This window comes from Ligilactobacillus sp. MP3 (assembly GCF_024436335.1).
Classification (GTDB): Bacteria; Bacillota; Bacilli; order Lactobacillales; family Lactobacillaceae; genus Ligilactobacillus; species Ligilactobacillus salivarius.
The window spans coordinates 108,754-135,503 of the sequence record NZ_JANFQI010000003.1 but is presented as its reverse complement, the minus strand read 5'-3'; the positions used below and the strand labels follow the sequence as shown (position 1 = coordinate 135,503).

Here is a 26,750-nt window from a genome sequence, read left to right as displayed (position 1 = left end):
CTTTTTTTATTATAACATTAATTTGACGTGATCTTTTAACTATACCCAATGATTAATCGGTCCAAACTTGTGACCCACTGCTATCTCATTTTTAATTGCGTCATGAGTATATTTTTTAGATATCCTTATTGCTTCCTCAATACTTGCTCCTTTAGCAAGTTCCGCAGCTATACATGCTGAGTAAGTATCACCAGTTCCATTAATATGTTCTGTATCGATATATTCATCTTCCAACCAAAAATTCTTTCCATCTTCGAGTAAAACATAATCTTTAACAGTTTCAGAGTTACCATTATGCTCACCTTTAATAACTACATTTTTAGCACCCATAGCTTGTAACTTTTCAGCTGCTTCAACAATTTCAGCTTCACTTTCTAGTCCAGACTCTACTAATTTTTGTGCTTCGTAAAAGTTAGGTGTAATGACTGTTGCTAATGGGATCAATTCATCGCGTACTGTTTCATATGCTTCTTGTTCCAATAACATCGCTCCATGTTTAGTAATAATAACTGGATCAACAATTAATGGTCCAAAGTTATACTTTTGATAACTTTCAATTACTGCATGAATTGTTTTAGTATCTGTTAACATTCCTGTTTTAGTTGCTAAAATTTTAAAATCATCTGCAATTGCCTTAAACTCTGCTTTAATAAAATTAACTGGTAAAGCATGACTAGCATGGATTCCATAAGAATTCCCCGCAACTGCGGCTGTTAGAATTGAAGTGCCATATACTTTGCGAGCCAAAAAAGTATTCATATCAGCTTGCATTCCTGCAGATCCATCTGAATCAGAACCAGCAATTGTCATTACTTGCGGATATTCATTTACCATTGGAAAATCCCCTTTCCTCTAAAAGAAAAGCCAACAAGAATTACTTCTCATTGGCATCAAATTCACTTATTAATACGTATTATCATTGCTACGTAAATTTAACCTTGAAACTGCACGTAAAACTAAAAATCCTACAATTGAATACACAATCCACGTAATAATGTTCTTAGGTACTCGAACAGCTAACAAAGCCATAATAGGTGCTTTATACATAATATGAATCCAAAGAGTTGTAAAGAAAATATTCGTAATCAAAGTTTGTATAAACTCATAAATGAATAATCTTCTCAATGTTATCTCTTGGTTATACAAAAATGCTCCGGCGATTATCCCAGAAATAATTGCACTGAAAGTAAAGCCTATAAAGAAATTACCACCCGTTGAAAAAACACTGTTAGTCAGAATATCACTTATTGCCATTGCTACACCTGTCAACCATGGGCCTAAATAATAACCCATTAACATTGTAGCGATAAAGCCAAATGAAAACTTAACTAGATTGTCAGGTCCAATTGAAAGCTTAGATAAGACAATCTGCATCGCAATTAAAATTGCCGCCATTGCTATCGTCCGGGCGGTTAATTTCGGACTTTTCCATGATAATAGTGTCATAATAGACATCTCCCTAATAATTTTTTAGGGTAGAGACAAGCACCACTGATATTAAATTATTGATGGTGAATGCGGAAACCAAACGCTAAGTCATATTAGACTTAATCTACTAATGTTCACATTCCGTTCCATTAGTCCGTTACGCAAGATTTCCTACCCCTTAGGTCCTAACTATACCACGAAACACATCTAATTCCTAGTATCTATATCCGAACATTACTAAAAACATGAATTTATTTTTATAATCTAGAAGCGGACATTCTTTCCTTAACGATGGCAGCCCCATAAAATAGTGCTTCGATAACTGTAATAAAGAAACTTACTGGCCAGTCTGTAACAAAACTTAGATACAAACCTAACCAGATTCCGACTAATACAAAAATAAATGTTAGACCGATCATTTTCCAAAGTGTATGTGCAAAGTACTTAGCGGCAGAAGCAGGTATTGTTAGTAAAACAAAAATTAATAAAGCTCCTACAATTTGTGCTGTAATACTAATAGTTAATGCTAATAACACTAAAAATATGATTGATACAATTTGATTATATCGTTGATTGTATTCAGCTCCCTGAGAGTCAAAAGAATTATAAACTAATCTTCTAAAAAGAACACTAACAACGATTAATAAAAGTACACTCAATCCTATTAAAGTATACAAATTATTAATATCAATTCCCACAATACTTCCAAATAAGATATTGGTTGCATAACTCGCTTGCTTATCGGACAAAGATAAAAATAAGATACCTAACCCTAAGAATAGGCCGGAGAACACCGAAATAGATGCTTCTCGTCTACCTACCTTTTCTCCAGATAATCCGACAAAAATAGCAGATGTCATCGTAAATATTAGCATCCCTGTCAATGGAGAAATACCTGCAAAAACTCCAAATGCTGCTCCTGAAAATCCGATTTCAGATAATGTATGCGTGAAAAAAGAAGTTTGACGTGCAACCACAAAGACTCCCATCACACAAGAAATTAAGGCAATAAAAATCCCTGCAATAAATGCATAACGCATAAAATCATAATCAAACACGATATCTCGCCTCTCTCTTCATCAATTTACCTGATTTATTTTCTAAATGTAATTCATAATCTGCATAATCTTCTATTAACTCTGCGTCGTGTGTAATAAATAATACTGTAATTCCATGAATTGGCATCAACTTTTTTAAAAGTCGCATCAGTTCATGTTTAGATGATTGATCTAAATTAGCAGTCGCCTCATCTAAGATCAATAATTTGGGATCTGAACATAACGCTTGTGCTAAGTATGTTCTTTGTTTTTCACCACCAGAACATTTACCTAGTGGATTTTTAGCTAGATTTTCTAGTTTTGTTTCTTTTAAAATCTGTTTTAACTTATCATTCATTACTACTGTATTCCATGGTAATAATCGATGCTTAAAACCCAATGATACAAAATCCTTAATTGCTAAAGGATAATCCTCATCAATATTTCTAATTTGTGGCATATAGAAAGCTTCATCACGTTCAATAGTAAATTTAACAAAATGGTTATGCGAATTAGTTTTTAAATCACGTAATAAGTGCTTAACTAATGTTGTTTTTCCAACACCATTTTCTCCAGTTATACATGTTAAAGCCCCTCTAGGAATATCAAAGGCTAAATTTTCAAATAAACGACGATCAGGCAAATCTATATTCAGACCATCAACTGAAACTATATTTTCCATAATTACTTCCTGTCTTCTTGAATTTTTAGAACTTGTTCATATTCTGAACTCATCCACTGTAAGTAATCCTTTCCCTTAGGTGTTGTTTCAGTCACTTTTATAACTGGAACATCATACTTTTGACATAGACTAACAATACTTGAAATTACTTTACTATCAGATTGAGTATTTTCTACAAAAAATGCTATCTTTTTGTGTTTAATATCATTTTGTAATTTCTTAATATCACTATAGGAAGGATCGCTACCATCTTCTGTAGCTTTAGCAAAATGTCTATTAGCAATCTTATATCCCATATCTTTTAAAGCATAATCAAAAACAGGTTCACTTACTGCAACTTCCTTATTATCACTATTTTTCTTAATCTTTGCAATTAAAGTTTGTAATTTAGTTAATTTTTGTTTATATTTTTCTGCATTCTTTTTATAGTAAGTTTCATTTTTAGGATCTAGCTTCGCATATTCCTTAACTAAATAATCTGCAAGCTTACCCATTGTTTTTGAGTTATACCATAAATGTTCGTTATCCCCATCCTTAGCATGCATTACATCTGCCGCAACATCTATCTTCTTTTTGCCATTACTAAGTTTTGTTATCCATGAATCATATCCTAATCCATTATAAATAACAATATTTGCATTTGAAACTTGCTTAGCTGTTTGTGTAGTTGGCTCATAATCATGTGGATCTACACTAGGGTTATTAATAATTGAAGTTACTTTCCCTTTATTGCCCAAAACTTCTTCTGCAACTTGTCCATAAAAATCTGTCGTTGTTACAACTTTTATTTTATCTGCTCTAACATTACTAGGTAGGAAGAATAAGCATAATGCAATTATTCCTAAACTTAAACTTAGTATTTTTTTCAAAAAAATCACTCTTTCTTATATAGTAATCATTACTTTTTATATCCTAATAAAATAAAATTAACTTGTCAACTGCTTGAAATAGCAGCATTTCGGCTTATTACGATTTAGAAATTCTAATTTACTATTATTTGGGGATTTTTTATTTCTACATTACGATTTAAAAATTTTGAAAAATATATAAAAAACAGCACTAGTAGCTATTTAGTCACTACTAACGCTGATAATTGATGATTATTTTTGAATTGATCCCGCTAATTCAATTAAAGAATTAATGTTAGAACCCTTTATAGTATATACAGCCTTACCACTATTCCATTCAATCTTTTGGTTGCCAGAACCAGAACCGGCTGTAAAGCTGGCTGCACCTCTAGAATCAGGAGCTGGTAAGTAGGCATTATTTAATAAGGCAACTACCTTTCGACCTGTAGGAACAGGATCTTTACCGGCTGTACCATGAATTGTTACTGACCATTTACCAGAATTCCAGTGTAGATATCTTTGTCCAGCACCAGAATTCAATGTAGCATTTACATTTCCACTTAATGGAACCTTAGGTAGACCCATTTCTGACTCGCCTGAAATGTAATTTACAGCTTGTTCAGCTTCTTCTTCAGAACCGTAAGTTTTCTTGGAAAATGTTATATATGATACTTTATCTTTTAAACTAGGATCATTAAAATTCTTTCCTTCTGTATCTTTAATATAATAAACAGAAAAATTATTACCATCTCCAGTGTAGTAGGCATTTACTATTCCACTATTAATACCTGCTTTAGTTGGAACTAAGGCATCTTTCCCTAAAAAGTACTTTAATGCTCCTGCAATTTGAGCCATTCTTTGGGTATTGTTATCCCCTGTAACTTTAGCTTGTTGTGGACCAGATTGACTCGATGAATTAGTCTCACTACTAGAGTTTTCAGAACTTGAGGAGCTTGAAGAACTTTCACTATTTTCTTCTGCTTTTTCAGATTTCTTAGAAATATTTGATTTTTGTGATGTTTTCGTCTCCGTTGAACTAGATTTTTTATTATTTTCATTGCTACAAGCAGCTAATGTTAATGCTACCAATGTAGCCATAAATACTTTGATACTTTTCTTCATAAAAAAACACTCCCACTTTATCTTGAAAAACTTCTCAATATCTATAATACCTTGTTAGAAACTATTTTTAAAGAAAACTATTAACAGAGTTTCTACAATTCTTAATGTTTAAACTGAAAATTAGTGTTAAACTGTACGTATGAAAAAATATAAAATACCTTTGCTTTTCTTGGGAGCGAGTATTTTTATTTCATGGACATGTGCCCAGTTTACAACAATTACCTATACTGGAGTACTTATCAGACCAAGATTTCCAACTACTTTAAGCTATTTTTCGCTTCTACTAGCAGCAATTTCTTGGCTTTACATATTTATTCGTTCGCATAGTAAAAGTAAATAATCAAAATAAGAGACGTGCCAACTAGCATGTCTCTTTATTTGTTAAGATTTTTATTTTTGCGATATTTCTTTGAGCTATTTTGGTTAGGGAAAAGTCGATTATAAGATCCTACCCTAACACCGACTGCAACCAATTCATCACGTTCAATATACCAAATAACTAAGACATCGTTTATATCATTTGGTTTCTCACCACTAGATGCATCTCTAACATGAAATTCTCGATAACCAGCTAACTTTCGCCCTAATGGGTGATCATTATATTCATCTGGTAACGTTCTAGTTCCCAATATTTCATCAATAGCTGCTCTAACTTCATCAATAATCGTTGGGTCTAAGCGACCAAGTATTTTTAAATCAGCATTGAATGTTGCACGTGGTCGAAATTTTAATTTTACCATTATTTAAACTGCTCCCAATAATTATTGTTAGATTCAACAATCGGATCATCAGGCAGGACATGTCTTTTAATCAATTGATCACGAGCAATTGCATACTCTAAAGTATCTTCTTTTACTTGAAGTGCTTTTTCCATCCAATACATTTTTTCTTGAGAAATTACCGCAACACTACGACTATTCGACCGAGCTATATATACCGTTTCGTCATCATCATTTACTTGATCTAAATACTTTTTTATATGAGCTCTAAAATCGCTTTGAGTTAATGCTATTGTTATTACCCTTCACCCCTCTTTGTACTTAATATTGTACTTTATTTTGTCATAATTATTGAAAATTCTTATTCTTGAAATATTTCTTGAATAATCTCAAAAACAATTTACTTCCTGTAAAAAATAGCCTAGCAAAAAATCCAAAAATGACAGAATGAACTAAAAGATTTCCTTCCTCACCGGTTAATATTCTCAATAGTCCATCAGCTAAAATACCACCACTAAAACCAATAATCCAACTTAATTTATTTTTAAGCACCAATTAATCATCTTCCTTAATTTCTGATAAACAATATTTCATATATTTAAATTAGTTAAATTCTGCTATGCTCTCACTTAATTCACAGTCCATATTAGATTGAACCAAAATTCAAAAAAAGTTATCATTAACTATACTAAAACAGAAAGGATGTATTAAGTGACTCCGATCCGCAATAAATATAAGCACTATTTCTTAGGGGTCTTGCTTATACTTGCACTGCTACTAGGTTTAGCTGGAGCTTTTCTCCACATGAACACCTACCAACCTACTAGTTCAGCTAAACAAGCTAGTCAGCATGCAACTGTAACTAAGAATGTGACCACCTTTAAAGCAAAAAATAGCAAGCTAACATTAGTCTTTTACCCAGGAGGCTTAGTTGAACCCGATAGTTACGCCAATTGGGCTTATCAAGTTTCTAAAGAAGGATATACTGTCAAGATTGTCCATTTTCCCTTGAATTTAGCCGTTCTTGCTCCTAATCAGGCTAAGCAAGTAGTTGGTCCCCATGAAAAGTACGTTATCGGAGGCCATTCACTCGGTGGAGCCATAGCTGCTCGCTACGCTGCCAAAGCAGATAAAACCAACTTAAAAGGTCTCTTTTTATTGGCTGCTTATGCCGATCAAAAAGGCCGACTTGACCACAGCCAACTTCCAGTACTATCAGTCACCGCCAGTCAAGATGGTGTACTAAATTGGACTAATTATCACGCTAACAAAAAGTACTTACCAAAAGATACGACTTTTTCAACCATCTCCGGTGGAAATCATGGTGGCTTTGGTTCTTATGGTCATCAAAAAGGGGATAAAACCACTAAAATTTCTAATTCTGAACAACAAAAACAAGTCGCCCAGATTCTTATTAAGTGGCTTAAAACTATAAAAAACTAGAAGTAAGACCAAAAAAGTCTAAAAATTCAAAAATCGCCAAAGACTATAAATCTTTGACGATTTTTTATTGGCATAGATAACTTAATTTCTTTAAAAATTAGTTTCTCCTGCCTTATTTATTATTATCTTGCAATTTTTTAATCATCCAAATTATCAATAAAGCAACCCATGTTAAAATGGATATTGCTATTCCTACAAAAAATAGCTTACTTGGTCGATATGTTACTTCTATTTGATTGTTACCTTTTTTAGCTAAAACCTGTACAGTACCTCTTGAACTAACAGTATATTTACTTGACTTACCGTTCAAAATAACTTGTGTATGCTTATACGCTACAACAGGTACATCCACGACAGCTTTTTCTTTTAACTTAATCTTATATATCACTCGATTAGGCTCGCTAATAGGTATCCCTACCCTTTCTTTGCCATTAACAATTAGTTTATGTGATAATATACTATTTATTTTAGGATAACTTAGTAAAATGGCTGCTGACGCATTCATTTCCCCATCAAATGATGTCTTAGGGAAATAGTCTGCTTCTCCATATGTCATTACATAGCTAAACATATTTTTATAACTATCATTATCAACTACTGCATTTGGTAATATTTGTGCTGTCTGCTTTGCCTTAGATAAACTAGTTTGTGGGGCAGTTATTATCCTTGAATAAACATCAGAAATTGACCCTACATAGCTCACAAATAATCCAAAAACAACTAAAGCTAACGTCAATATTCTTACTTGTTTCTTCATGTTTTGTAATAAATTACTAAAAATTAGTGAAGTCACTACTAAAACAAAGAATATTGTATATGAGTTAAAATCTATAAGGAAACTGTATAACCCCCAAAATATTTCTTAGTGGTGTACTTCTCATCATTTCCCACGGAACTATTGTAGTAGTTATCAGCATAAAAACTATTCCTAATAGATAACTTATTTTTTCTACTGTTCTTGATCTTTTTATAAACCACCAACCTATTATAACTGTCGCTATTACAATTATCCCCAACGACTTATTATCATTAGCCATGTTAACTATAGAACTTAAAAATAATTCTTGGAAACTTTCAAGGAAGTAAAAATCCTTTCTTGGTGCGGATATTCCTTGATTTATATAATCAGTTATAAATGGAATAATTATTCCCATAGATAATAATAGTGCTAAAATTCCATTTTTCACCAAATTTATGATGACTCTCTTTATCTTGTCAATGTTAGTTATCATATAAATTAAACTTACTATCGCTATTGTTAACGAAGCTATATATGTACTAACAATATGACTATATATCAATAAAGACCAACCTATTCCCAATAAATACCAGTATTTTCCATCAGTTAAAGCTTGATGTAATCCTACAAAAACGATTGGGATAAAAGTATATGCTATAAATTCTCCTAAAGTGAAGTTATATATTCCTAAAAATAAGTGATATGGAGCTATCACATACATTATAGAAAATAATATCGATCTATATCTATTATTTGAAAAAATATACATAGAATAATAAGCTACTACCATCGTTAGTAACATCATTATACTAAACCATACATAAAATGCAGTTACAGGGGCTAATACGAATTTTAACAACGCCCATGGATATAAAAACACCGTTGGATAAAATAGAAATGATGCTACCCCAGTACTATTAAACGTATGACTAGCTATATATGTTATACCTTCTCCGTTCTTCAAATTATTATAGATTTCTTCAACTCTTGAAAAATGAAACACTGAATCTGCACTAGGATAAAGTAAATTTTTCTTTATAAAGATACCAGTTAGCAATAACGTAAATAAACAAAAAAATAAAATTATCCCTAGATTTATCCATATATTATTACGTTTAGAATTCAACATTTGTTACATTCTTCCTCTTATAATTCGTATTAGTTTTGGCTATTTCTTCTAAAATCTGCTGGACTAATAAAGTTTAACTTCTTCTTTAAGTACCAACGAACACCATAAGCAACAACAGCAAGCACTGCATAAGCTAATGGTGGAAGAACAACGTTAATTGTTGGTGGAATAATTGCAACAATACCGAATGCTGCTACCCATACTACCATTAAGATTGCGATCATAAAGATAATGTTTAACCAACCACGACGTTTGCTTTGGCCTGGCATCATCGCACGGTAGAAATAACCTAAACCAACACCAGCAACAATAGATGTAACGATCAATGTGATTATTCCACCATTTGCTGCATTTTGATTGCTCTTAGAGAACATACCTAAGAAAGCGTACATGATGCAGAATAAAGCTAACATCATCAATCCATTATCAAGTGATAATTCCCATAAAGTAGGCATCTTAGGTTCTTTCTTAGGACCAGCAAGAATTGCTTCAACCTTTTCATTAACTGTTCCATATAACTTGTTAGCTACAACGCCTTGCTTTTGTTTTTCCATCAATTCATTGTACATTTCACTAACAACTTTTTCACGTTCTGCATAATTCTTTTCAGCTAACGCCTTATTTAAATGGAACATGTAGTCTTGATTACGCTTTGTTAAACCTTCAAATTTTTCATTGAATTCCATGATTTGTTTATTCTTTTGTTGAGAAACTGCTTCAGCTTGTTTCTTGGCAGCTTCCTGATTCTTTTCACGAACTGTTTTTTCTTCAGCCATCTATTTAAAAATCTTCCCTTCTTACGCTATTAGACGTTAAATCTAAATTCGATAATATCTCCGTCTTGAACTTCGTATTCCTTACCTTCAAGACGCAATCTACCAGCTTCTTTAACAGCTTGCATACTGCCGTACTTATCTAAATCATCGAAAGAAACAGTTTCTGCACGAATAAATCCACGTTCAAAGTCAGAGTGGATAACCCCTGCAACTTGAGGTGCTTTCATACCACGCTTAAATGTCCATGCACGAGTTTCTTTACCACCAGCAGTGAAGAATGTTGCTAGACCCAATAACTTGTAAGAAGCACGAATTAAACGGTCTAAACCTGATTCTTCTACACCTTCAGCTTCTAAGAATTCTTGCTTTTCATCATCAGGAAGTTCAGCAATTTCTTCTTCAGTTCTTGCAGATACAGCTAATGCTTGAGAACCTTCATCTTCTGCGAACTTCTTAACTTGTTGGTAGTATTCGCTTTGTTCTGGATCTGCCATATCTTCTTCGGCAATGTTTGCCACATATAATACTGGCTTAGAAGTCAATAAGAATAAGCCCTTAACAATCTTCTTTTCTTCATCGTTGAATTCAATACTACGAACTGGCTTACCTTCTTCAAGAACTGGCTTAATTTTTTGTAAAACTGCAAATTCAGCCACAGCATCTTTATCCTTAGTACGAGCAACTTTTTCTACTCTAGCATAACGTTTATTTACAGATTCCAAGTCAGCTAAAGTTAATTCCATGTTGATAGTATCAATATCTTCCAAAGGATCAACTTTGTTTGCCACGTGTGTAATATTATCATCGTCAAAAGCACGTACCACATGAACAATCGCGTCTACTTGACGAATATTTTCCAAGAACTTGTTTCCTAAACCTTCACCTTTGCTAGCACCTTTTACGATTCCCGCAATATCGGTAAATTCAAATGTTGTATGTACAATCTTTTTAGCAGGAATAATTTCATCAATTCTTGCTAAACGACTATCTGGTACTTCAACCATCCCTACGTTAGGATCGATTGTAGCAAATGGATAGTTTGCCATTTCTGCTCCTGCTTTTGTAATTGCGTTAAACAATGTTGATTTACCAACGTTAGGTAAGCCAACAATACCTGCTGTTAATGCCATTTCTTAAATCACTCTTTCTAATTATTTTCTTGTTCTGCTTTTTCTAGAACTTTTTTCATACGTTTTTCAAAGTCTCGTCTAGTCATCATAATCAGACGACCACAACCAGTACACTTAATTTTAATATCTGCACCCATTCGTACAATTTCCCAGCGGTTTACCCCACATGGATGTTTCTTTTTCATTTCAACAATATCATGTAAATCGTACATCGCCCTCATCCTCTCACTAGTCTAACTTAATTTTTAAAATATCCATAATCCGATTGAAGTCATTAATACTTAAATAATCAATTTCAATCTTTCCCTTACCACTCTTAGAGTTAGCTTTAACAGCAACTTTTGTTCCAAATTTTTCTTGAAGTAAGTTTTCTGTTTGCTTAATGTAAGGTTCATATGGATTAGCTTGTTTCTTAGCTTTCTTTGGCTTTTTACCATTAATTTGTGCTACTAACTGTTCTAATTGTCTAACAGTTAAGCCTTCCTTAACAGTTTTTTCAGCTAATTCTATTAATTTTTGTTCATCTTTAACTGCTAATAAAGTACGAGCTTGTCCCATAGATAAGCTTCCATCTTGTAGCATTAGTTTTACTTTACCTGGTAAACCTAATAATCTCAAATAATTAGCAATATATGGACGAGATTTTCCTAGTCGCTCTGATACTTGAGTTTGAGTTAAATTCAATTTTTCCATCAAAGTGTTATAGGCTTCTGCTTCTTCTAGTGGTGTTAAGTCTTCTCGTTGAAGATTTTCTAACACTGCCACTTCCATCATTTGTTCTTCGTTAAATTCACGAACTATTGCTGGAATCTCTGTCTTTTTAGCTAACTTAGATGCACGATAGCGACGTTCACCAGCAATGATTTCATATCCTTTAACTGAAGATTTACGCACAATAATTGGTTGAAAAACTCCAGATTTCTTGATCGATTTTGCTAATTCTTCTAATGCCTCTTCATTAAAAGTTTTACGTGGTTGATAGGGATTAGGTCTAATCTCACTAATTTCAAGTTCTACCACTTGTTCATCTGGTTGTTGTTCTTCTTTAGATTCTTGGAATAAAGCATCGATTCCTCGTCCTAGTCCTTTAGATCTACTTGCCATGAGCCTTTAACACCTCCTTGGCTAAAGCTTCATACTCTTCTGCACCTCGTGATTTAGGATCATAATCAATAATTGACATTCCATGACTAGGTGCTTCAGATAATCTAACATTTCTTGGAATAACTGTTTTATATACCTTTTCTTTGAAGAATTTCTTTACTTCTTCAACAACTTGATTACCTAGATTAGTTCTTGCATCCAACATTGTCATTAATACACCTTCAATTTGTAAATCAGGATTGAAGTGTTTTTGAACAAGTTGAATAGTATTCATCAATTGGCTCAATCCTTCCAAAGCGTAATATTCACTTTGAACTGGAATTAAAATTGAATCACTGGCTGTAAAAGCATTGATTGTTAATAGTCCTAAAGAAGGTGGGCAATCAATTAAAATAAAGTCATACTCTTCTTTAACATCTTGAACTGCATCATACAATTTCTTTTCACGAGCCATTTGTGCTGTTAGCTCTATTTCTGCTCCGGCTAACTGAATTGTTGCCGGCACAACATCTAAATTATCGATATAAGTAGGCATGATTGCTTCTCTAATCGGTAATTCACTAACAATCACATCATATACATCATTTTCAATATTGTGTTTTCTTACACCAATACCACTTGTTGCGTTCCCCTGGGCATCAGTATCAATTAACAATACTTTTTGTCCTGCTCTAGCTAAACAAGCACCCAAGTTAACACTTGTGGTTGTTTTACCAACGCCACCTTTTTGGTTGGCAATTGCAATAACTGTTCCCATTAAACTCTGGTGCCTCCTTATTTCTTCTTTGATTTAACTGGAATATCGATAATAATCCGGTGAAATTCACCATGATCTTCTTCACTAGTTTTTAATTCGATTCCATTTTCACTTGCCAATTTAATTGACTCTTTGATTGTATTTTCGGCTAAGCGCCAATCTAATGCTGTTCCTTTGCGATTAGTCTTCTTTTTCTCTTTTTTAACAGGTGGAGTCTTCAACTGAGCTACAATCTTTTCAGTTTCTTTGACAGATAATTTCTTATCTACAATCTTTTTTAGGATTTCTACTTGCTTCTTTTCTGGTAAAGAAACAATACTTCTACCATGTCGTTCACTGATCTTTCTTTGTAAAATGGCTCTTTGTACTAATGGAGATAACTTTAATAACCTTAATTTATTAGCTACAAAAGCTTGGCTCTTTCCAATTGCTCGTGCCAATTCTAACTGTGTAAGTTGATTTAAATCCATCAATTTTCGATAGGATTCAGCTTCTTCGATTGCAGTTAACCCTTCACGTTGTAGATTTTCAATAACTGCCATTGAAGCAGCTTCTTTTTCGTCCATTTTCTTCACAATTGCTGGAATCTTTTGCCAATTTAACTTTTTAATCGCGCGATAACGTCTTTCCCCCGCAATAATCTGATACTTATTGTCACCAATTGGCCTAACAATAATTGGTTGTAACAAGCCATGAGATTGGATAGTTTCAGCTAATTCAGCGATACTTTCTTCAGAAAAAACTTGTCTTGGCTGATCTTCATTAACTTCTACTTGTTCAATTGGCAATTCTTGAACCTTTTCTTGTGTATCGTCTTCTACTTTCTCTTCTTTTTTAGACTTAAAAAATGAAAATGCCATCCCGAATCACTCCCTTTTCGCGACTAATCTTTATTCAATCGGAGATTTCGCTGGTGTTCCTGCTTTTCTAGGGTACTTTTTAGGGGTTTCTTTCTCTTTTGCAACAACAATAATATGACGTTCATCATGAATTTGTGGTAATTCTGTAGCGTAATCTGCTATTACTTTTCCACCTAAAACTTCGATTGCTTTTTGAGCATTTTTCAACTCTTCATCTGATTTTTGTGCTTTCAAAGCTATAAATCTTCCACCAACTTTAGCTAATGGCAAGCATAATTCTGATAATACAGACATTCTAGCTACTGCTCTAGCTGTTACAAGATCATAGCGTTCGCGGTGAACACTTCGTTTACCACCAAATTCTTCAGCACGTGCATGATGAAAATGAACATCTTGTAAATTTAGTTTTTGAGTTAATTCTTGTAAAAATTTAATTCTCTTATTTAATGAATCAACTATTGTAATCTTCAATTGTGGAAATGCTATTTTGACTGGTAAAGATGGGAAACCTGCTCCTGCTCCGACATCGCATAAACTCAACTCTTCTGTTTGTAAATCCTTTACTGTCAAAGCTAATAATAAAGAATCATAGAAATGCTTTAGATACACTTCATTTTTTTCAGTGATTGCTGTTAAATTCAAATTTTTGTTGGTTTCAACTAAAAATTCATAATACAGCTCAAACTGTTGCATTTGTTCATCTGTTAGATTCAATCCTTGTTCTGCTAAACTTTGACGGAATTCTTCTGGTGTCATTAAATTACTCCTTGCAAAATTTTGTGAAACACGGCATCGCTGACATGTTTCACATATCAAGTTAAGTTTAATTTATTTGTTCTAAAATTACAACCGTTATCGCAAATGCTTGCAAAAAAATAGTAGAAAACTATCTTCACGATAATTCTCTACCATTCTTTCTTATTTTAAGCTATCTAAATGTTCTTTAATATAGTTAGCAGATTGTTCTAATTTTGCTTTTTCTTCATCAGTAAGCACTAAAGGTACTACCTTTTCTACACCCTTAGCACCAACTATTGCTGGATATCCAACGTATGTTCCAACTTCTTCAACATATGTTGATACAGGTCCAAAGAAATGAGCATTTGATAATACTGCTTGTGCTAACTTAACGCCACATGTTGCAATTGCGTAAGATGTGTATCCTTTTCCGTTAGCTACCTTAAAGCCACCTTCTACTGGTTTCTTACCTAATTCTTCTAATTCTTCTTCTGTAAAGAATTCAGTGATTGGCTTGTTATTAACTCTAACTGTTGACCATGCTACAAATTGAGAATTACCGTGTTCACCTAAGACAAAACCTTCTACATTGCGTCCATCTTGTCCTAAAGCATCGCCAACTACATGTTGCATTCTTGCTGTATCTAAGAATGTACCTGTACCTAACACTTGGTTACGTGGTAATCCTGTTGTTTCTTGAAGGATAGAAGTAACTGCGTCACAAGGATTAGAAATATCAATAATAACACCACTAAAACCAGATTCCTTAATCTTCTTACCTACTTCTACTGCATTCTTAGTGTTAATTTCGAACTCTGCAAAACGATTTCCAGTTCTAACACTTGCATCAATGTCACCAAAGGCTGTGATAATTACATCAACATCCTTTAATTCAGCATAATCTTGTGTCTTTATTTCTACATGGTAAGGTAGACGAGGCATTGCATCCTCAAAATCTAGTTTTTCAGCAACTACTTTTTTCTCATTTGTATCAATTAATACAAGCTCATCAGCAATTCCTTGAGAAACTAAAGTATAAGCAACTGTTGCTCCTACATGTCCTAAACCAATTACTGCCATTTTTCTCATAGAAATCTATCCTTCCTAATCATTATTTAATTTTATTGTTATCAATATAGTACAACTTTTTCAATCTCATTTCTATATATAAATGCTATAATTTAAGAAAATGTCTAAAGGTTGTGGTAGTTATCTTTCATTCATTTAAAAACTTTAAACATGGCATTTTTACGCTATGTTTATTAATTAATTTAATTGCTTGGATAGGCTTGTTTCTATTCAGAATTTTCTCAACTTTTCTTTTAGAACGAGCTGCTGTTCCATTAATTTCTTTTACCAACATAACTAATATTATTATTAAACATCCATTTGTAGCTACTGGATTAGTAACAGAGTTTATTGTTTTCTTACTATTGACTTTTTGGCTAGCTACTATTGCCATCATTAGCTTTAAAATGTTGCTTACAGAGAGTTTTAATTGGGATACTCTTTTTCAAAAGTCATTAGAAGTTCTTGGTAGATATCATCTGCTAGGTGGAATTATTACTGGAGTTTATTTACTAGGATTTTTGCCATTTTTACACTTTTTATTTAAGACACCTTGGCTAAGTAATCTAACTTTAACTTCTATGGTGACTGAATTTGTATCTAGAAATCCTTTTTCTTTAGTTGGAGGGCAACTACTTTATATATGTTTGCTATATTTTTTAATTAGATTTTACCTTGTCTTACCACTCATGGTTTTGGAAAATGAAGGTATTCTTTCCTCTTTAAAAATAAGTTGGCAAACCACTAGCACTAAGAATTTCTGGAAAAAGTTCTGGCTAGCTCTTATCAAAGTTTTCCTTATTACTTGGAGTGGATATCTAGTAATATTGTTACTTCAAGTTGTAGCCGATTGGATTTTACCAACATATAATTTACTAGCTATTAATTATGCTTTATTTAATCTTTGGGGCATCGTTAGTTTGGGCATAAGTATAACTCTGGCTTATACAGAAGTTCAGATTACTAATTCGCGAAGAACATTCTTATTAGAATTTTTACTAATAGCTATCACCTTCACTTTGAGCTTTGCAACAGGAAAGGTTTTATTCAATCACCCTATTAATCCTGTGACAATTGCTCATAGAGGTGTTAATCAGAAAAATGGTGTACCTAATACACTTGAATCACTAAAAAAGACGATTAATTATCATCCTGATTACATCGAAATGGATGTTCATATGACTAAAGATAATAAATTCATTGTCTTACACGATAACAATTTGAAAAAACTAGCTGGCATTAGAGCTCATCCGGAAGATTTAACTCTAGCTGAACTTAAAAAGCTTAATGTCACAGCTAATAATCACCAGACTAAATTAACTGATTTTGACACATATCTCAAATATGCAAATCAGCATCATCAAAAGTTGTTAATTGAACTAAAAACTACTCCTAACAACGCTACTGATTTCGCTAATATTTTTGCTAAGAGATACTACGCTAATATCATTGAAAATCATCATCAACTCCACACTTTAGATTTTCAAACTTTGATGATTTTACAAAATGATATTCCGAAGGAAAATTTAAATTATCTAATGCCATATAACTTAACTATTCCCGAAGAAAATATCCATGCATATGGCATGCGTTATTCAACTTTATCACCAGATTTTGTGGCAATTAATCGTCAGAAACATAAATTAGTCTATGCTTGGACCCCTAATTCCAGATTAGCCATTAATAAAGCTTTGAGTTTAGGTGTCTATGGCATTGTTACTGATAATGTTTCTCAACTACATGTTGCCATTAAAGAAGCTCAACATTGGAGTGACGCCGAAAGATTATTACAAGTTTTACTATATAGCTAAAAAGCAGTTTGCTTGAGATTTTAGGATTTTTTAGTCCTAATCTACTCAAGAAACTGCTTTTTGTATTATTTAGTTAATCGTTTCTTACCTTCCACTATGAGCAAAATCAAAATAGAAAATAGAATTACTACTACCCATTCTAATAGTGACATCGCCGTCACTTTAAATGCTACTTGCATAAATGGTGTGTATGTTAGGAATAATTGGAATAAGATCATTAATCCAATTATCCACCAAGCATGCTTATTTTCTAAGATAGCTTTACCTAGTGCAAAATCATCTGTTCGAATGCTAAAGAAGTAAAAAATCTTACTTATGACAATCATGTTAACCATCATTGTAGAGGCACTGATCTCACTGACTCCCATACTGATGAACCACTCATAAGCAATTAAGGCAAAACCTGCCATTAGAGCTGCAACAAATCCCATTTGTCTAATGTCACTCATATTCATTAACTTTTGTGACAATGAACGTGGTTTTCTATCCATCAAATCACTTTCTGCTTCTTCAAAAACAAAAGCAAATTGAATTGTAATTGCTGAAATCAAGTTGATCCACAGTAATTGTGCAGGTTGTAGCGGTACTTGTTGTCCTGTCAGGATTGAGAAAGCCACTACTAAACCTTCAGCAAAAGATGTTGGCAATAGGAAAAGAATACTTTTCTTGATATTGTCGTAAATCCTACGTCCTTCTTTGATGACAGTTGCCATTGTTGCAAAGTTGTCATCTGCCAAAATCATATCAGCAGCATCTTTAGCCACATCAGTACCTTTTATCCCCATCGCAATTCCAATATCTGCTTTTTTCAAGGCAGGTGCGTCATTTACACCATCACCTGTCATTGCGGTTACTTTCTTCTGTTCTTGTAAAGCCGTAATAATTTCTAGCTTATTTTGAGGAGTAGTTCTAGCAAAAACTTGATTTTCAAGTGCTGCCTTCTGCTTTTCTTCCTTAGTTAAAGCATCCCATTGTTGCCCAGTTATTGCTTTAATCTTACCTTTAGTTAAACCTAATTGCTTCCCAATCGCTCGAGCTGTCTCAGGATGGTCACCAGTTATCATCTTAACTGCAACACCAGCTTGATTCATCTTTTGAAGAGCTACCACTACTTCTTCTCTTGGTGGATCTTGTAAAGCTGCCATTCCTAGCCATGTGATTCCTTGGTACAAATCTTGATGGGTTACTTCTGATAATTTCTTACCTTTCACTTCTTGGTAACCCACAGCAATCACTCGTTTACCTGCTTTAGACCAAGTTGCTGCTCGATCTATCCATAGTTTTGTCTCAAAATTATTATCAGCTATTTGCGCCATTCCCAATAATTTATCTGGTGATCCTTTTACAAATATCATTTGTTGACCAGCATCGTTTTCTACCAATTTCGCAATATAACGATAGTCTGAATCAAATGGTAATAAATCTACTTCATGGTATGGACTCTTGGCATTCTTACCTTTTAATTTATGGTATAAAGTTAAGAAAGCTCCGTCAGTCGCTTCACCATTTATCTGCCACTTACCATCATGTTCAGATAAGATTGTATCATTTGCTTGATAGCCAGCTTCAATAAACTGTTCAATCTTATCAGTCATAGTTACTTCTTTCTTGTCCTGTAGAAGTTTACCTAAAGGCTCATACCCACTACCTGTTACTTGATATTTCTGATTTCCTACCCATAAATCGGTAACTGTCATTTCATTTTTAGTTAAAGTACCAGTTTTATCTGTGGCGATAATGTCTACTGAACCTAGAGTTTCAACTGCTGGCATCGATTTAATAATAGTCTTATGTTCACGAGCCATTTTACTTACACCAAAAGCCAGAATCACAGAAGTAGTTGCTGGTAACCCTTCTGGAATAGCACCTACTAACATCGCTACAACTGCTAAAGCTAGTGCTGGCAAGGCATATATCTTCAACATGAACCCTATTACAAAGATGATGATCGATGCGATAATTGAAATATATGATACAACTTTACCAACGCCATCAATTTCCTTAATTAATGGTGTTTTAGTTGATTTTATTTGTGAAACTTCACGAGAGATTTTACCAATTTCAGTATCATTAGCTGTTGCTACAACGACACCTAGACCACTACCTGTTGTTACAGCAGTTGAAGCATATGCCATATTAGTACGTTCAGCTAATGGAATATTTTCTTCACTTAGAGTAGCCTCACTTTTAGTTACAGAATTAGTTTCACCTGTTAAAGCTGACTCTTCTATCCTTAAATTATCTGCTTCTACAATTCTCAAGTCTGCTGGAACATTATCTCCAGCTTCTAAAAACACGATATCCCCTTTAACTAAATCAGCTGCTACAATATCTTTACGTATTCCATCGCGATAAACTGTTGCTTTTTGAGCCATTAAATTCTTAATTTTAGCTAAAGCATTAGCAGCACTAGTCTCTTGGAAATATCCTATCAAGGAATTAATAACCACTACCGCAATAATCACGATTGCATCTGTATAGTGTTTGATAAAAAGTGTCAACAGTGCCGACAACAATAGAATATATATAACTACATTATTGAATTGTCGTAAAAATAATTTCCATTTGGGAGTCTGCTTCACTTCTAAAGTATTAGGTCCATCTGCATTTAACTTCTCTAATGCTTCCTTTGAAGTCAATCCTTGCTTGAAATTATTATTTTTATAAACGTTAGATAATTCTTCTTTCTTTATCTGATATGGTTCTTTCATAAGTTTTCCTTTCCTAATTTATGTCTTAAATCTTTCAAAATAAAAAATAGTTAGGAAATTATTCACGCTTATAATATACAAAACCAAAATTTAAATTTTTTACTTTCTTTAACCTTCTTCCTTAAAATATTTTACAGTTATACTATATCATTTTTTTATCAGTAGAAATTATACTTATAAATTTCTTAATAAATAATCAACTTATTTTTAAAATGATATAATATCTTATGAAATTAGCAAAGAGAGGTTGATTTGTACATGAAGAGAGTTGCTGTATATTGTGGAGCTAATCCTGGTAAAAATCCTATTTATACTCAAGCCGCAATCAATGTTGCTGATTGGTTGGCTCAACACCATTTAGACCTTGTTTATGGTGGTGGCGGAGTTGGGTTAATGAATGTATTGGCTGAAAGAGCTATTAAAAATGGTACTTATACTATTGGCATTATGCCTCAATTTTTAGTAGATAGAGAGATTGCCGCTCCACATCTAGATGAATTTTACGTTACTGATGATATGGATGAAAGAAAAGCTAAGATGCTTTCTTTAGCTGATGCTTGTTTAGCCTTACCTGGAGGTCCAGGGACATTGGAAGAAATCAGTGAAGCTTTCTCTTGGGCAAGAGTTGGTCAAAATCCTAACCCTTGTGCTTTTTATAATGTTAATGGCTATTATGACAAACTAGCTGATTTCTTCGATCATATGGTTACAGAAGGTTTCTTAACAACTGAAGATAGAAATAAACTTCTATTTTCTGATTCACTTGAAGAAATTTATAATTTCATGACAAGATAAAAAAATCATCATTATTTAACTAAATCAGTTGAATAATGATGATTTTTGATTTTAATTATTTTTGATCCAATAAGAAATTATAAAGCATCGCTTCACGAAGTTCGCTTGTATCGACTCCTAAAACTTCTGCTAACTTAAATGAGTATGGCATAGCTGTTGCTGGTCCACGGCTAGTTACTAAACGAGCTGCTTCATCGACCACTACCATATCTTCATGGAATCTACCTTCTGCATCACCATGTTCTTGATGCATACCAGGGAACATAGTATAATCATGACCTTTAAGTAATCCATACTTAGCTAGTGCCATTGGTGCAGCACACATTGCAGCATTCCACTTACCTTGTTCCGCACGCTTAACCATTAAAGCTTGTAACTTTTCACTATCTCTTAATCTAGTTGCTCCACCCATTCCTCCAGGTAAAGTTACTAAATCATAATCTAATAATGAATCATCTAAAACTTTATCGCATTTCAATGCAATTTGATGAGCACCCATTACGTCTAAACTGTCTAATCCTACCATATCACATTGAATTCCGGCACGACGTAAAACATCGACAGGAGTTAGTGCTTCTATTTCTTCACAACCATCTGCAATTAATACCGCTACTTTCTTAGCCATATTATTTACCTTCTTTCTCTTGTGTATATAAAATACTTGCTAGGATACTTCCAACTGCTAGAACAACTGCACCCCAGACTGGCAACCATTCTTTAGCGTTATCTCCTGTTTTAGGAAAGTTATTAGTGGATTCTATCTTAGGCATTGATAATTCAGAATGTTTCTTTACATTCTTATTGCTAACTTTTACACTAGCATACTCACTAGGTTGACTTTCGTTATCAGCTACTACCACTTCAACTGAACTAGCATCTGCTTGTTGATCAGTATCTTTATCTGTATTATTAGCCTTAGAATTATCAACTGTTGCTACTACATAGACTTGCGTATTTGCTTTTGAAGTAGCATTTCCCTGAACTGAACTAGAACTTCCACTAGTTGACGATACGCTACTGGAACTGTTGGAACTAGTAGCAGAACTACTTGTTTCACGTGAAACATTTGAAGAATCTTGACTCTCAACAACTACACTTGATGATGTCTCACTTGTAGAGCTACTGCTAGAACTGCTAACATCATCAGCTTTTGCAATATTTCCACCTAATATTAATAGTAATATCATTGCTACCAACGATATCAAAGATATAATTTGTATTTTACTTTGTTTAAATATTCCCATTTTTCCTTTCATTCAGCTTCTCCTGAATTTCCCCCGATTTTTTATTCCTATATACTAGAATAGTGCTTTATTTCATCTTTAGCAAGCAAATTAATTACAAAAACAAACAATCTACTAGAAAATTTCTAGTAGATTGCATTATTATTAATTGTTAAAATACTTCAAATTACTCTTACTTGCTGTCTCAGTACTTACCAATGATCCTTGGATGATAATTCGATTGACTTCTCCTTCTGTACCTGAAGCACAGGTTACCAATGTTACCAAGCTTTCACCAGGAACATCATCAATCCATTTAACCTGAGTTTCGTCTACAACTGCTTTCTTGGTTATCTTATATACATAAACTTTCTTCTCATCAGTTAAGTATATTTTTTTGCCAATTTTAGCCTTACTCAAAGGTCCAAATAAGATATTAGGATCTTCCATATGGTGTCCGGCAATTGCGTAATTATTTTCAGCTCCCATTTTTTCGTCAGCCTTCATTGTACCAGCTCCACGCATTAAATTATTATTATCTAATCCATAGAAAATAGGAAGCTTTAAACCGATACTTGGAATCGCAATTTTTCCAATTGCAGCTGTATCATCTTGAGTAGCCTTACTAACTCCTTTAATATCAACGGCTTTAACACTTTCAAAGTCAAAATTTCCTTTATGTTTTGTCTTAGTATCAACCGGCTTACTAATAGCAGTTTGACTCATGTGGTTAACCACATAGCTTTTAATTTGCTCGTTAAAAATTAAAGCTAACCCTACAACCATCAAGATAACCACTATTACCCATTGCAGGACTTTCCATATTTTAGACATTTCACTCATCCTTTACTACTAGAATAGTAGTTCCATTTTACCACAACTTTAGAGAACAATGCTTTTTCCTAGATCTAAAGAATATATGATTTTTTGTGAAACTTTCTTATTCAACATGCTTTCAACCGCCATTGCATATAAGTTTAATTGTCCACGGTAATTTTCAATCAACTTATCTTCGGAAGTATGGTGGTCAGTCTTATAATCAAAGATAATAACTTCATCATCTAACTCAATTAATCCGTCAATAATACCATGAACTAAGATAGGCTGCTCTACATCATTATCCACATTACTAAATAATCTCCCAGCAGGTATAATCATCGCAAATGGTAATTCTCGTTTTACTTTATCTTTATTCTCTAGAACTGTTCTACCTAAATCACTGGCATAGAAATTCTTAATTTGATCTAGATTAATTTCTTTAGCCACTTCTGGTGTGATCAATTTATCTTCTACCAACTGCGATAATAACTGCATTAATTCTTCAAGTGTTACTTCATCATCAAGTGGTAATTTTTGCAATAGCAAGTGTGTAGCCGTCCCTACTTGTGCAGGTGATACTTTCACTTTTGTCGTCATAAACTTAGGTAAACTCAACTCATTTTGCACATATCTATTAATTCCTTGTGGTGCTTGATCTTGCCAATCAATCTCCAAACTTTGCATCATATTATTATCTGGATCATCAAAAGCTCGTTTTAAGTCTGACACAGCTTGGTAAGCAGTCGTTTTAGTTAATGATTCATTAGGATACTTACTTTGTAGAATTTTATCAATAATTCTATATTGCTTATCATTAATTTCTAAAGGCTCTTGTCCTTCTATCTTCTTAAGCTGTTGTTTTAACCATGATTCACCATTCTCGTCTAAAGTAATATTTTCTTCACGTAGATCTTGATTACTATAGAACTTAACCGCAAATTTTACTGGTAATTCACCTATATATGCTGGTTCCTTTGCATCTACTGTATCATCAACTTCTTTAAAGATCTCACTTCTTGTTAGACACATACCAATCCAGTCCATGAAGTTTCTAACTGATGCTCTAATACCTGCATTCAAAACTAAGGACTCACTTTGCGTAGCTTTCTCCCACTTACTCAAAGCTTCATTTTTATCTTTATATGAACCAACGATAAATAATTGCTGTTCTGCTCGTGTTAAAGCTACGTATAGTAATCTCATTTGTTCAGCTGCTAATTTTTTCAACGCTTGTTCACCAGCAATTACTTTCATCAAAGTGTCTGTCTTTACTCGAGTATCGGGATCAAGATAAGAAATTCCTATCCCATCATCTGCATTCAACAAATATGGTTTATTCAAATCTCCCACATTAAATTTATGCGTAGCATCCAATAAGAAAACAACTGGAAATTCCAATCCCTTACTACCATGAATAGTCATAACTGTAACCGCATCATCAGAAACTTGCGTTGTAGCTTCTGATAAATCTTTGTTTTTAGTCTGCATCTTGTTAATGAAACGCACAAATTGAAATAAACCTTTAAAGCTCATTTCTTCATATTCTGCAGCTCTTTCATATAAAGCATGTAAGTTAGCTTGACGTTGCAATCCACCTGGCATTCCTCCAACATAATCAAGAAAACCAGTTTCTTCATATATTTTCCAAATTAAACTTGCTAACTCATTTTGTTGAGCCATATTTCTAAATTCAGTTAATTGCTTCAAGAAAATTGCAATCTTTTCATACAAACCTTGAGCAAATGCTGAAGCTTTCTCAACTTCAAAATTATCGTAGAAACTCTCTACTGCTTGGAAATAATCACCCGTTTTATCATTAATTCTAAGATAAGCTAATTCATTTTCTTTTAGTCCAACAATCGGTGAACGCAACACTGCTACTAAAGGAATATCTTGGTAAGGATTATCAATTATTTGTAAGAATGACATCATTATTTTTAATTCAGTTGTTTGGAAATAATTTTGTGCATCAGGAACAAAGATTGGTACTCCTAGACGCTTAAACTCTTCTGTCAAAATCAAGTTATTCTTACGAGTTGGAGCTAAAATTACGATATCTCGATATTCGATTGGCCTAATAGTCCCTTGTTTCTTATCATAGATTTTTTCTCCATTTTCAACTAATTCTTTAATTCTCTTGGCAGTCATGACAATTTGACCTTGAGCTTTATTATCAATTGAAAAATCTTCATTTACAGGTTCATCATCGCTTTCTTGACTAGAATCTTCACTTTCATATACCAAAACTTCAGCTTTTATAGGGGTTTCTTCTGGATAATATTTTGCTCCATAAACTAGACGAGCATCCTCGTCGTATGCCATTTCTCCCACTTTTTCGTCCATCAATTGAGAGAATATTAAGTTAGTAAATGCTGTTACATTTTCCATTGAACGGAAGTTTTCGGCAAGAATTATTCTTTCATCATCATTATCATCAGTTGCGAAACTTTGATACTTCTTCAAAAACAATCCTGGATCTGCCAAACGGAAACCATAAATAGATTGCTTTACATCACCTACCATGAACATGTTGCCAGGATTCTTATGAGCAATCGTTGTTAAAATTGTCTCTTGAAGTTGGTTAGTATCTTGATACTCATCAACCATGATTTCTTTGAATTTATTTTTCAATCTTTCCTTAACTCGTCTACCATCAGGAGTATCAGTGTTCAGGATTTGTAGTGTTAAGTGTTCCAAGTCACTAAAATCAAGAACATGTCTTCTGCGTTTTTCTTTACTGAATTCTGCTCCAAATTCTCTTACAACTTCACTTAAAGTTTCAACAATTTGTTTGGATTTTTGGGTTAGCTCTTTGATCTCATCTTCAGATAAAGCAAAATATTTAACACTTAGATCTTCTATGATCTTTTTACTACCATCGCGTAAAGTCTTATTAATTCTTTCTTTTTGCTTTTTCTGATCATCATCTAGACCTCTATCAGATTTAGCACGTTTGAACTTAAAGTTTTGTAAAGTTGTCTTTAAATTATTCCATTCCTTACATCCAACTACAAAATCTTGTAACTCATCAATTGTTACGCAATCTTGTTCAAATGTTTGATAAAGTTTTTCTAACCCTATCTTATTAGCTTCATCCATTCCCTGTTTTAAATTATCTTTTGCTAATTGAATTTGGTCTAAAATATTAGGTTTTATCTTATTTTGATAGAAATTACTTTCCATCAAAGGTTGATCGCCTAATTCATATTCGTTTACTAAATTATTTAGCCATTCTTCTGGATTAGGATTGGCATTAGCGAATTGATAAGTTTTCATCACTAATTCACTTAGACCATCATCATTACGATCGTTAGAAAAATTGATTACTAAATTTTCAAATTCTGGACTTTTTTTGCTATACCATTTTTCACGCAAATCATCCCATACATTTTCTTGTAACAACGCAACTTCAGTATCTTCTGTTAGCATTCTAAACATTGGATCTAGATTAATTACATAGTAATATTGCTTAATTATCTGTAAACAAAATGCGTGTAATGTTGAGATATTAGCTACATTTAATTTTGATAACTGAGTTAGATATCTACGCTTTTCTTCTTCAGAGTCAGCCGTTGATAATTCCTTACGTAAAGCAATCTGAATTCTTTCTTTCATTTCTTTAGCTGCAGCTTCCGTAAAAGTTACTACTAGTAATTCATCAATGCTTACTCCTTGTTTGATTTTGTTAATAACACGTTCAACCAAAACTCTTGTTTTACCAGATCCAGCTGAAGCAGCTACTAAAATATTTTTCCCTGTATCTTCAATTGCTTTCTGTTGAGCAGGTGTAAACTTAAATCCATTCGCCATT

The 26,750-nt window shown here is 33.2% G+C and carries 27 protein-coding genes and 1 riboswitch; of the genes, 3 read left to right on the top strand and 24 right to left on the bottom strand.

Translation table 11 applies throughout. From position 1 onward, the window contains the following. Positions 1-39: 39 nt before the first annotated feature. From thiD to NOU10_RS03540, 9 genes are all read right to left on the bottom strand, one after another. Positions 40-834 (bottom strand): bifunctional hydroxymethylpyrimidine kinase/phosphomethylpyrimidine kinase, encoded by a 795-nt coding sequence (gene thiD, locus NOU10_RS03580; protein ID WP_255906003.1) that lies wholly within the window; start codon positions 832-834, stop codon positions 40-42. Between the two features lie 69 nt (positions 835-903). Then, a complete protein-coding gene (locus NOU10_RS03575) occupies positions 904-1,446 on the bottom strand; it encodes a folate family ECF transporter S component (protein ID WP_069468925.1) in 543 nt (180 codons plus the stop codon). 61 nt (positions 1,447-1,507) lie between these two features. Then, a riboswitch (THF riboswitch) is annotated at positions 1,508-1,609 on the bottom strand. A gap of 76 nt (positions 1,610-1,685) precedes the next feature. Then, positions 1,686-2,486, bottom strand: coding sequence for a metal ABC transporter permease (locus NOU10_RS03570; protein WP_003705492.1), 801 nt, complete (start codon positions 2,484-2,486; stop codon positions 1,686-1,688). After that, positions 2,479-3,147, bottom strand: a complete 669-nt coding sequence (locus NOU10_RS03565) for an ATP-binding cassette domain-containing protein (protein WP_003701086.1) — start codon at positions 3,145-3,147, stop codon at positions 2,479-2,481. The genes NOU10_RS03570 and NOU10_RS03565 overlap by 8 nt, the downstream gene beginning before the upstream one ends. A gap of 2 nt (positions 3,148-3,149) precedes the next feature. Continuing rightward, entirely contained in the window at positions 3,150-4,016 is an 867-nt protein-coding gene (locus NOU10_RS03560; RefSeq protein WP_118272785.1) for a metal ABC transporter solute-binding protein, read from the bottom strand. Positions 4,017-4,247: 231 nt separating this feature from the next. Continuing rightward, positions 4,248-5,117, bottom strand: coding sequence for a hypothetical protein (locus NOU10_RS03555; protein WP_003705496.1), 870 nt, complete (start codon positions 5,115-5,117; stop codon positions 4,248-4,250). 374 nt (positions 5,118-5,491) lie between these two features. After that, positions 5,492-5,857 (bottom strand): type II toxin-antitoxin system YafQ family toxin, encoded by a 366-nt coding sequence (locus NOU10_RS03550; RefSeq protein WP_069468922.1) that lies wholly within the window; start codon positions 5,855-5,857, stop codon positions 5,492-5,494. Beyond that, positions 5,857-6,135: a type II toxin-antitoxin system Phd/YefM family antitoxin gene (locus NOU10_RS03545; RefSeq protein WP_069468921.1), complete on the bottom strand. Its 279-nt coding sequence runs from the start codon at positions 6,133-6,135 to the stop codon at positions 5,857-5,859. The genes NOU10_RS03550 and NOU10_RS03545 overlap by 1 nt, the downstream gene beginning before the upstream one ends. Positions 6,136-6,184: 49 nt before the next feature. After that, positions 6,185-6,391 (bottom strand): hypothetical protein, encoded by a 207-nt coding sequence (locus NOU10_RS03540; protein ID WP_255906001.1) that lies wholly within the window; start codon positions 6,389-6,391, stop codon positions 6,185-6,187. A gap of 249 nt (positions 6,392-6,640) precedes the next feature. Between NOU10_RS03540 and NOU10_RS03535 the strand changes: the two genes are divergently transcribed. Further along, positions 6,641-7,279 (top strand): alpha/beta hydrolase, encoded by a 639-nt coding sequence (locus tag NOU10_RS03535; protein WP_191981195.1) that lies wholly within the window; start codon positions 6,641-6,643, stop codon positions 7,277-7,279. A 112-nt stretch (positions 7,280-7,391) separates the two neighbouring features. On the opposite strand, the gene NOU10_RS03530 is transcribed toward NOU10_RS03535, so the two are convergent. The 10 genes from NOU10_RS03530 to NOU10_RS03485 all read right to left on the bottom strand — a co-directional run bounded on the left by NOU10_RS03530 (position 7,392) and on the right by NOU10_RS03485 (position 15,601). Further along, positions 7,392-8,036, bottom strand: coding sequence for a hypothetical protein (locus NOU10_RS03530; RefSeq protein ID WP_255906000.1), 645 nt, complete (start codon positions 8,034-8,036; stop codon positions 7,392-7,394). 64 nt (positions 8,037-8,100) lie between these two features. Further along, complete coding sequence (locus NOU10_RS03525; RefSeq protein ID WP_255905999.1) at positions 8,101-9,147, bottom strand: hypothetical protein; 1,047 nt, start codon at positions 9,145-9,147, stop codon at positions 8,101-8,103. Between the two features lie 29 nt (positions 9,148-9,176). Next, positions 9,177-9,923, bottom strand: a complete 747-nt coding sequence (locus NOU10_RS03520; protein ID WP_003704334.1) for a DUF1129 domain-containing protein — start codon at positions 9,921-9,923, stop codon at positions 9,177-9,179. A 29-nt stretch (positions 9,924-9,952) separates the two neighbouring features. Beyond that, positions 9,953-11,053 carry a redox-regulated ATPase YchF gene (ychF, locus tag NOU10_RS03515; protein ID WP_003701082.1) on the bottom strand — a complete coding sequence of 367 codons (1,101 nt, stop codon included), beginning with the start codon at positions 11,051-11,053 and terminating at the stop codon, positions 9,953-9,955. Between the two features lie 17 nt (positions 11,054-11,070). Further along, complete coding sequence (locus NOU10_RS03510) at positions 11,071-11,265, bottom strand: DUF951 domain-containing protein (RefSeq protein WP_003704318.1); 195 nt, start codon at positions 11,263-11,265, stop codon at positions 11,071-11,073. A 16-nt stretch (positions 11,266-11,281) separates the two neighbouring features. Beyond that, complete coding sequence (locus tag NOU10_RS03505) at positions 11,282-12,157, bottom strand: ParB/RepB/Spo0J family partition protein (RefSeq protein WP_255905997.1); 876 nt, start codon at positions 12,155-12,157, stop codon at positions 11,282-11,284. Then, positions 12,147-12,914: a ParA family protein gene (locus NOU10_RS03500; RefSeq protein WP_255905996.1), complete on the bottom strand. Its 768-nt coding sequence runs from the start codon at positions 12,912-12,914 to the stop codon at positions 12,147-12,149. Before NOU10_RS03500 ends, NOU10_RS03505 begins: the two co-directional genes overlap by 11 nt. 17 nt (positions 12,915-12,931) lie before the next feature. After that, positions 12,932-13,774, bottom strand: coding sequence for a nucleoid occlusion protein (noc, locus tag NOU10_RS03495; RefSeq protein ID WP_034982451.1), 843 nt, complete (start codon positions 13,772-13,774; stop codon positions 12,932-12,934). Between the two features lie 30 nt (positions 13,775-13,804). Next, positions 13,805-14,530, bottom strand: coding sequence for a 16S rRNA (guanine(527)-N(7))-methyltransferase RsmG (gene rsmG, locus NOU10_RS03490; protein WP_044005487.1), 726 nt, complete (start codon positions 14,528-14,530; stop codon positions 13,805-13,807). Between the two features lie 162 nt (positions 14,531-14,692). After that, positions 14,693-15,601: an L-lactate dehydrogenase gene (locus NOU10_RS03485; protein WP_255905995.1), complete on the bottom strand. Its 909-nt coding sequence runs from the start codon at positions 15,599-15,601 to the stop codon at positions 14,693-14,695. Between the two features lie 113 nt (positions 15,602-15,714). Here NOU10_RS03485 and NOU10_RS09465 point away from each other — a divergent pair, with 113 nt between their 5' ends. Beyond that, positions 15,715-17,391: a glycerophosphodiester phosphodiesterase gene (locus NOU10_RS09465; RefSeq protein WP_255905994.1), complete on the top strand. Its 1,677-nt coding sequence runs from the start codon at positions 15,715-15,717 to the stop codon at positions 17,389-17,391. A gap of 65 nt (positions 17,392-17,456) precedes the next feature. Here the strand turns inward: NOU10_RS09465 and NOU10_RS03475 are convergent, their stop codons facing one another. Then, on the bottom strand, positions 17,457-20,102 hold the full coding sequence (locus NOU10_RS03475) for an HAD-IC family P-type ATPase (protein ID WP_255905992.1): 2,646 nt from the start codon (positions 20,100-20,102) through the stop codon (positions 17,457-17,459). A gap of 258 nt (positions 20,103-20,360) precedes the next feature. Between NOU10_RS03475 and NOU10_RS03470 the strand changes: the two genes are divergently transcribed. After that, positions 20,361-20,897 (top strand): TIGR00730 family Rossman fold protein, encoded by a 537-nt coding sequence (locus tag NOU10_RS03470; RefSeq protein WP_147768099.1) that lies wholly within the window; start codon positions 20,361-20,363, stop codon positions 20,895-20,897. Positions 20,898-20,952: 55 nt separating this feature from the next. Here the strand turns inward: NOU10_RS03470 and NOU10_RS03465 are convergent, their stop codons facing one another. The 4 genes from NOU10_RS03465 to addA all read right to left on the bottom strand — a co-directional run bounded on the left by NOU10_RS03465 (position 20,953) and on the right by addA (position 26,749). Beyond that, the gene (locus NOU10_RS03465; protein WP_003704336.1) at positions 20,953-21,522 is read right to left on the bottom strand and encodes a DJ-1 family glyoxalase III; all 570 of its coding nucleotides are present in this window, start codon (positions 21,520-21,522) and stop codon (positions 20,953-20,955) included. A 1-nt stretch (position 21,523) separates the two neighbouring features. Beyond that, the gene (locus NOU10_RS03460; protein WP_255905991.1) at positions 21,524-22,153 is read right to left on the bottom strand and encodes a glucosyltransferase-S; all 630 of its coding nucleotides are present in this window, start codon (positions 22,151-22,153) and stop codon (positions 21,524-21,526) included. A gap of 132 nt (positions 22,154-22,285) precedes the next feature. Beyond that, complete coding sequence (locus NOU10_RS03455; RefSeq protein ID WP_191355691.1) at positions 22,286-22,954, bottom strand: class A sortase; 669 nt, start codon at positions 22,952-22,954, stop codon at positions 22,286-22,288. Between the two features lie 48 nt (positions 22,955-23,002). Beyond that, positions 23,003-26,749 carry a helicase-exonuclease AddAB subunit AddA gene (addA, locus tag NOU10_RS03450; RefSeq protein ID WP_255905990.1) on the bottom strand — a complete coding sequence of 1,249 codons (3,747 nt, stop codon included), beginning with the start codon at positions 26,747-26,749 and terminating at the stop codon, positions 23,003-23,005. Position 26,750 lies beyond the last annotated feature (1 nt).

Bases quoted from the DNA above. Each gene is read 5' to 3' on its own strand.
- NOU10_RS03505 (WP_255905997.1), bottom strand. From the start codon at position 12,157: ATGGCAAGTAGATCTAAAGGACTAGGACGAGGAATCGATGCTTTATTC.
- NOU10_RS03465 (WP_003704336.1), bottom strand. From the start codon at position 21,522: ATGGCTAAGAAAGTAGCGGTATTAATTGCAGATGGTTGTGAAGAAATA.
- NOU10_RS03575 (WP_069468925.1), bottom strand. From the start codon at position 1,446: ATGACACTATTATCATGGAAAAGTCCGAAATTAACCGCCCGGACGATA.
- NOU10_RS03550 (WP_069468922.1), bottom strand. From the start codon at position 5,857: ATGGTAAAATTAAAATTTCGACCACGTGCAACATTCAATGCTGATTTA.
- NOU10_RS03510 (WP_003704318.1), bottom strand. From the start codon at position 11,265: ATGTACGATTTACATGATATTGTTGAAATGAAAAAGAAACATCCATGT.
- NOU10_RS03565 (WP_003701086.1), bottom strand. From the start codon at position 3,147: ATGGAAAATATAGTTTCAGTTGATGGTCTGAATATAGATTTGCCTGAT.
- NOU10_RS03455 (WP_191355691.1), bottom strand. From the start codon at position 22,954: ATGTCTAAAATATGGAAAGTCCTGCAATGGGTAATAGTGGTTATCTTG.
- noc (WP_034982451.1), bottom strand. From the start codon at position 13,774: ATGGCATTTTCATTTTTTAAGTCTAAAAAAGAAGAGAAAGTAGAAGAC.
- rsmG (WP_044005487.1), bottom strand. From the start codon at position 14,530: ATGACACCAGAAGAATTCCGTCAAAGTTTAGCAGAACAAGGATTGAAT.
- NOU10_RS03470 (WP_147768099.1), top strand. From the start codon at position 20,361: ATGAAGAGAGTTGCTGTATATTGTGGAGCTAATCCTGGTAAAAATCCT.
- addA (WP_255905990.1), bottom strand. From the start codon at position 26,749: ATGGCGAATGGATTTAAGTTTACACCTGCTCAACAGAAAGCAATTGAA.
- NOU10_RS03460 (WP_255905991.1), bottom strand. From the start codon at position 22,153: ATGAAAGGAAAAATGGGAATATTTAAACAAAGTAAAATACAAATTATA.
- NOU10_RS03475 (WP_255905992.1), bottom strand. From the start codon at position 20,102: ATGAAAGAACCATATCAGATAAAGAAAGAAGAATTATCTAACGTTTAT.
- NOU10_RS03485 (WP_255905995.1), bottom strand. From the start codon at position 15,601: ATGAGAAAAATGGCAGTAATTGGTTTAGGACATGTAGGAGCAACAGTT.
- ychF (WP_003701082.1), bottom strand. From the start codon at position 11,053: ATGGCATTAACAGCAGGTATTGTTGGCTTACCTAACGTTGGTAAATCA.
- NOU10_RS03500 (WP_255905996.1), bottom strand. From the start codon at position 12,914: ATGGGAACAGTTATTGCAATTGCCAACCAAAAAGGTGGCGTTGGTAAA.
- NOU10_RS03555 (WP_003705496.1), bottom strand. From the start codon at position 5,117: ATGAAGAAAAGTATCAAAGTATTTATGGCTACATTGGTAGCATTAACA.
- NOU10_RS03535 (WP_191981195.1), top strand. From the start codon at position 6,641: ATGAACACCTACCAACCTACTAGTTCAGCTAAACAAGCTAGTCAGCAT.
- NOU10_RS03525 (WP_255905999.1), bottom strand. From the start codon at position 9,147: ATGTTGAATTCTAAACGTAATAATATATGGATAAATCTAGGGATAATT.
- NOU10_RS03520 (WP_003704334.1), bottom strand. From the start codon at position 9,923: ATGGCTGAAGAAAAAACAGTTCGTGAAAAGAATCAGGAAGCTGCCAAG.
- NOU10_RS03530 (WP_255906000.1), bottom strand. From the start codon at position 8,036: ATGAAGAAACAAGTAAGAATATTGACGTTAGCTTTAGTTGTTTTTGGA.
- thiD (WP_255906003.1), bottom strand. From the start codon at position 834: ATGGTAAATGAATATCCGCAAGTAATGACAATTGCTGGTTCTGATTCA.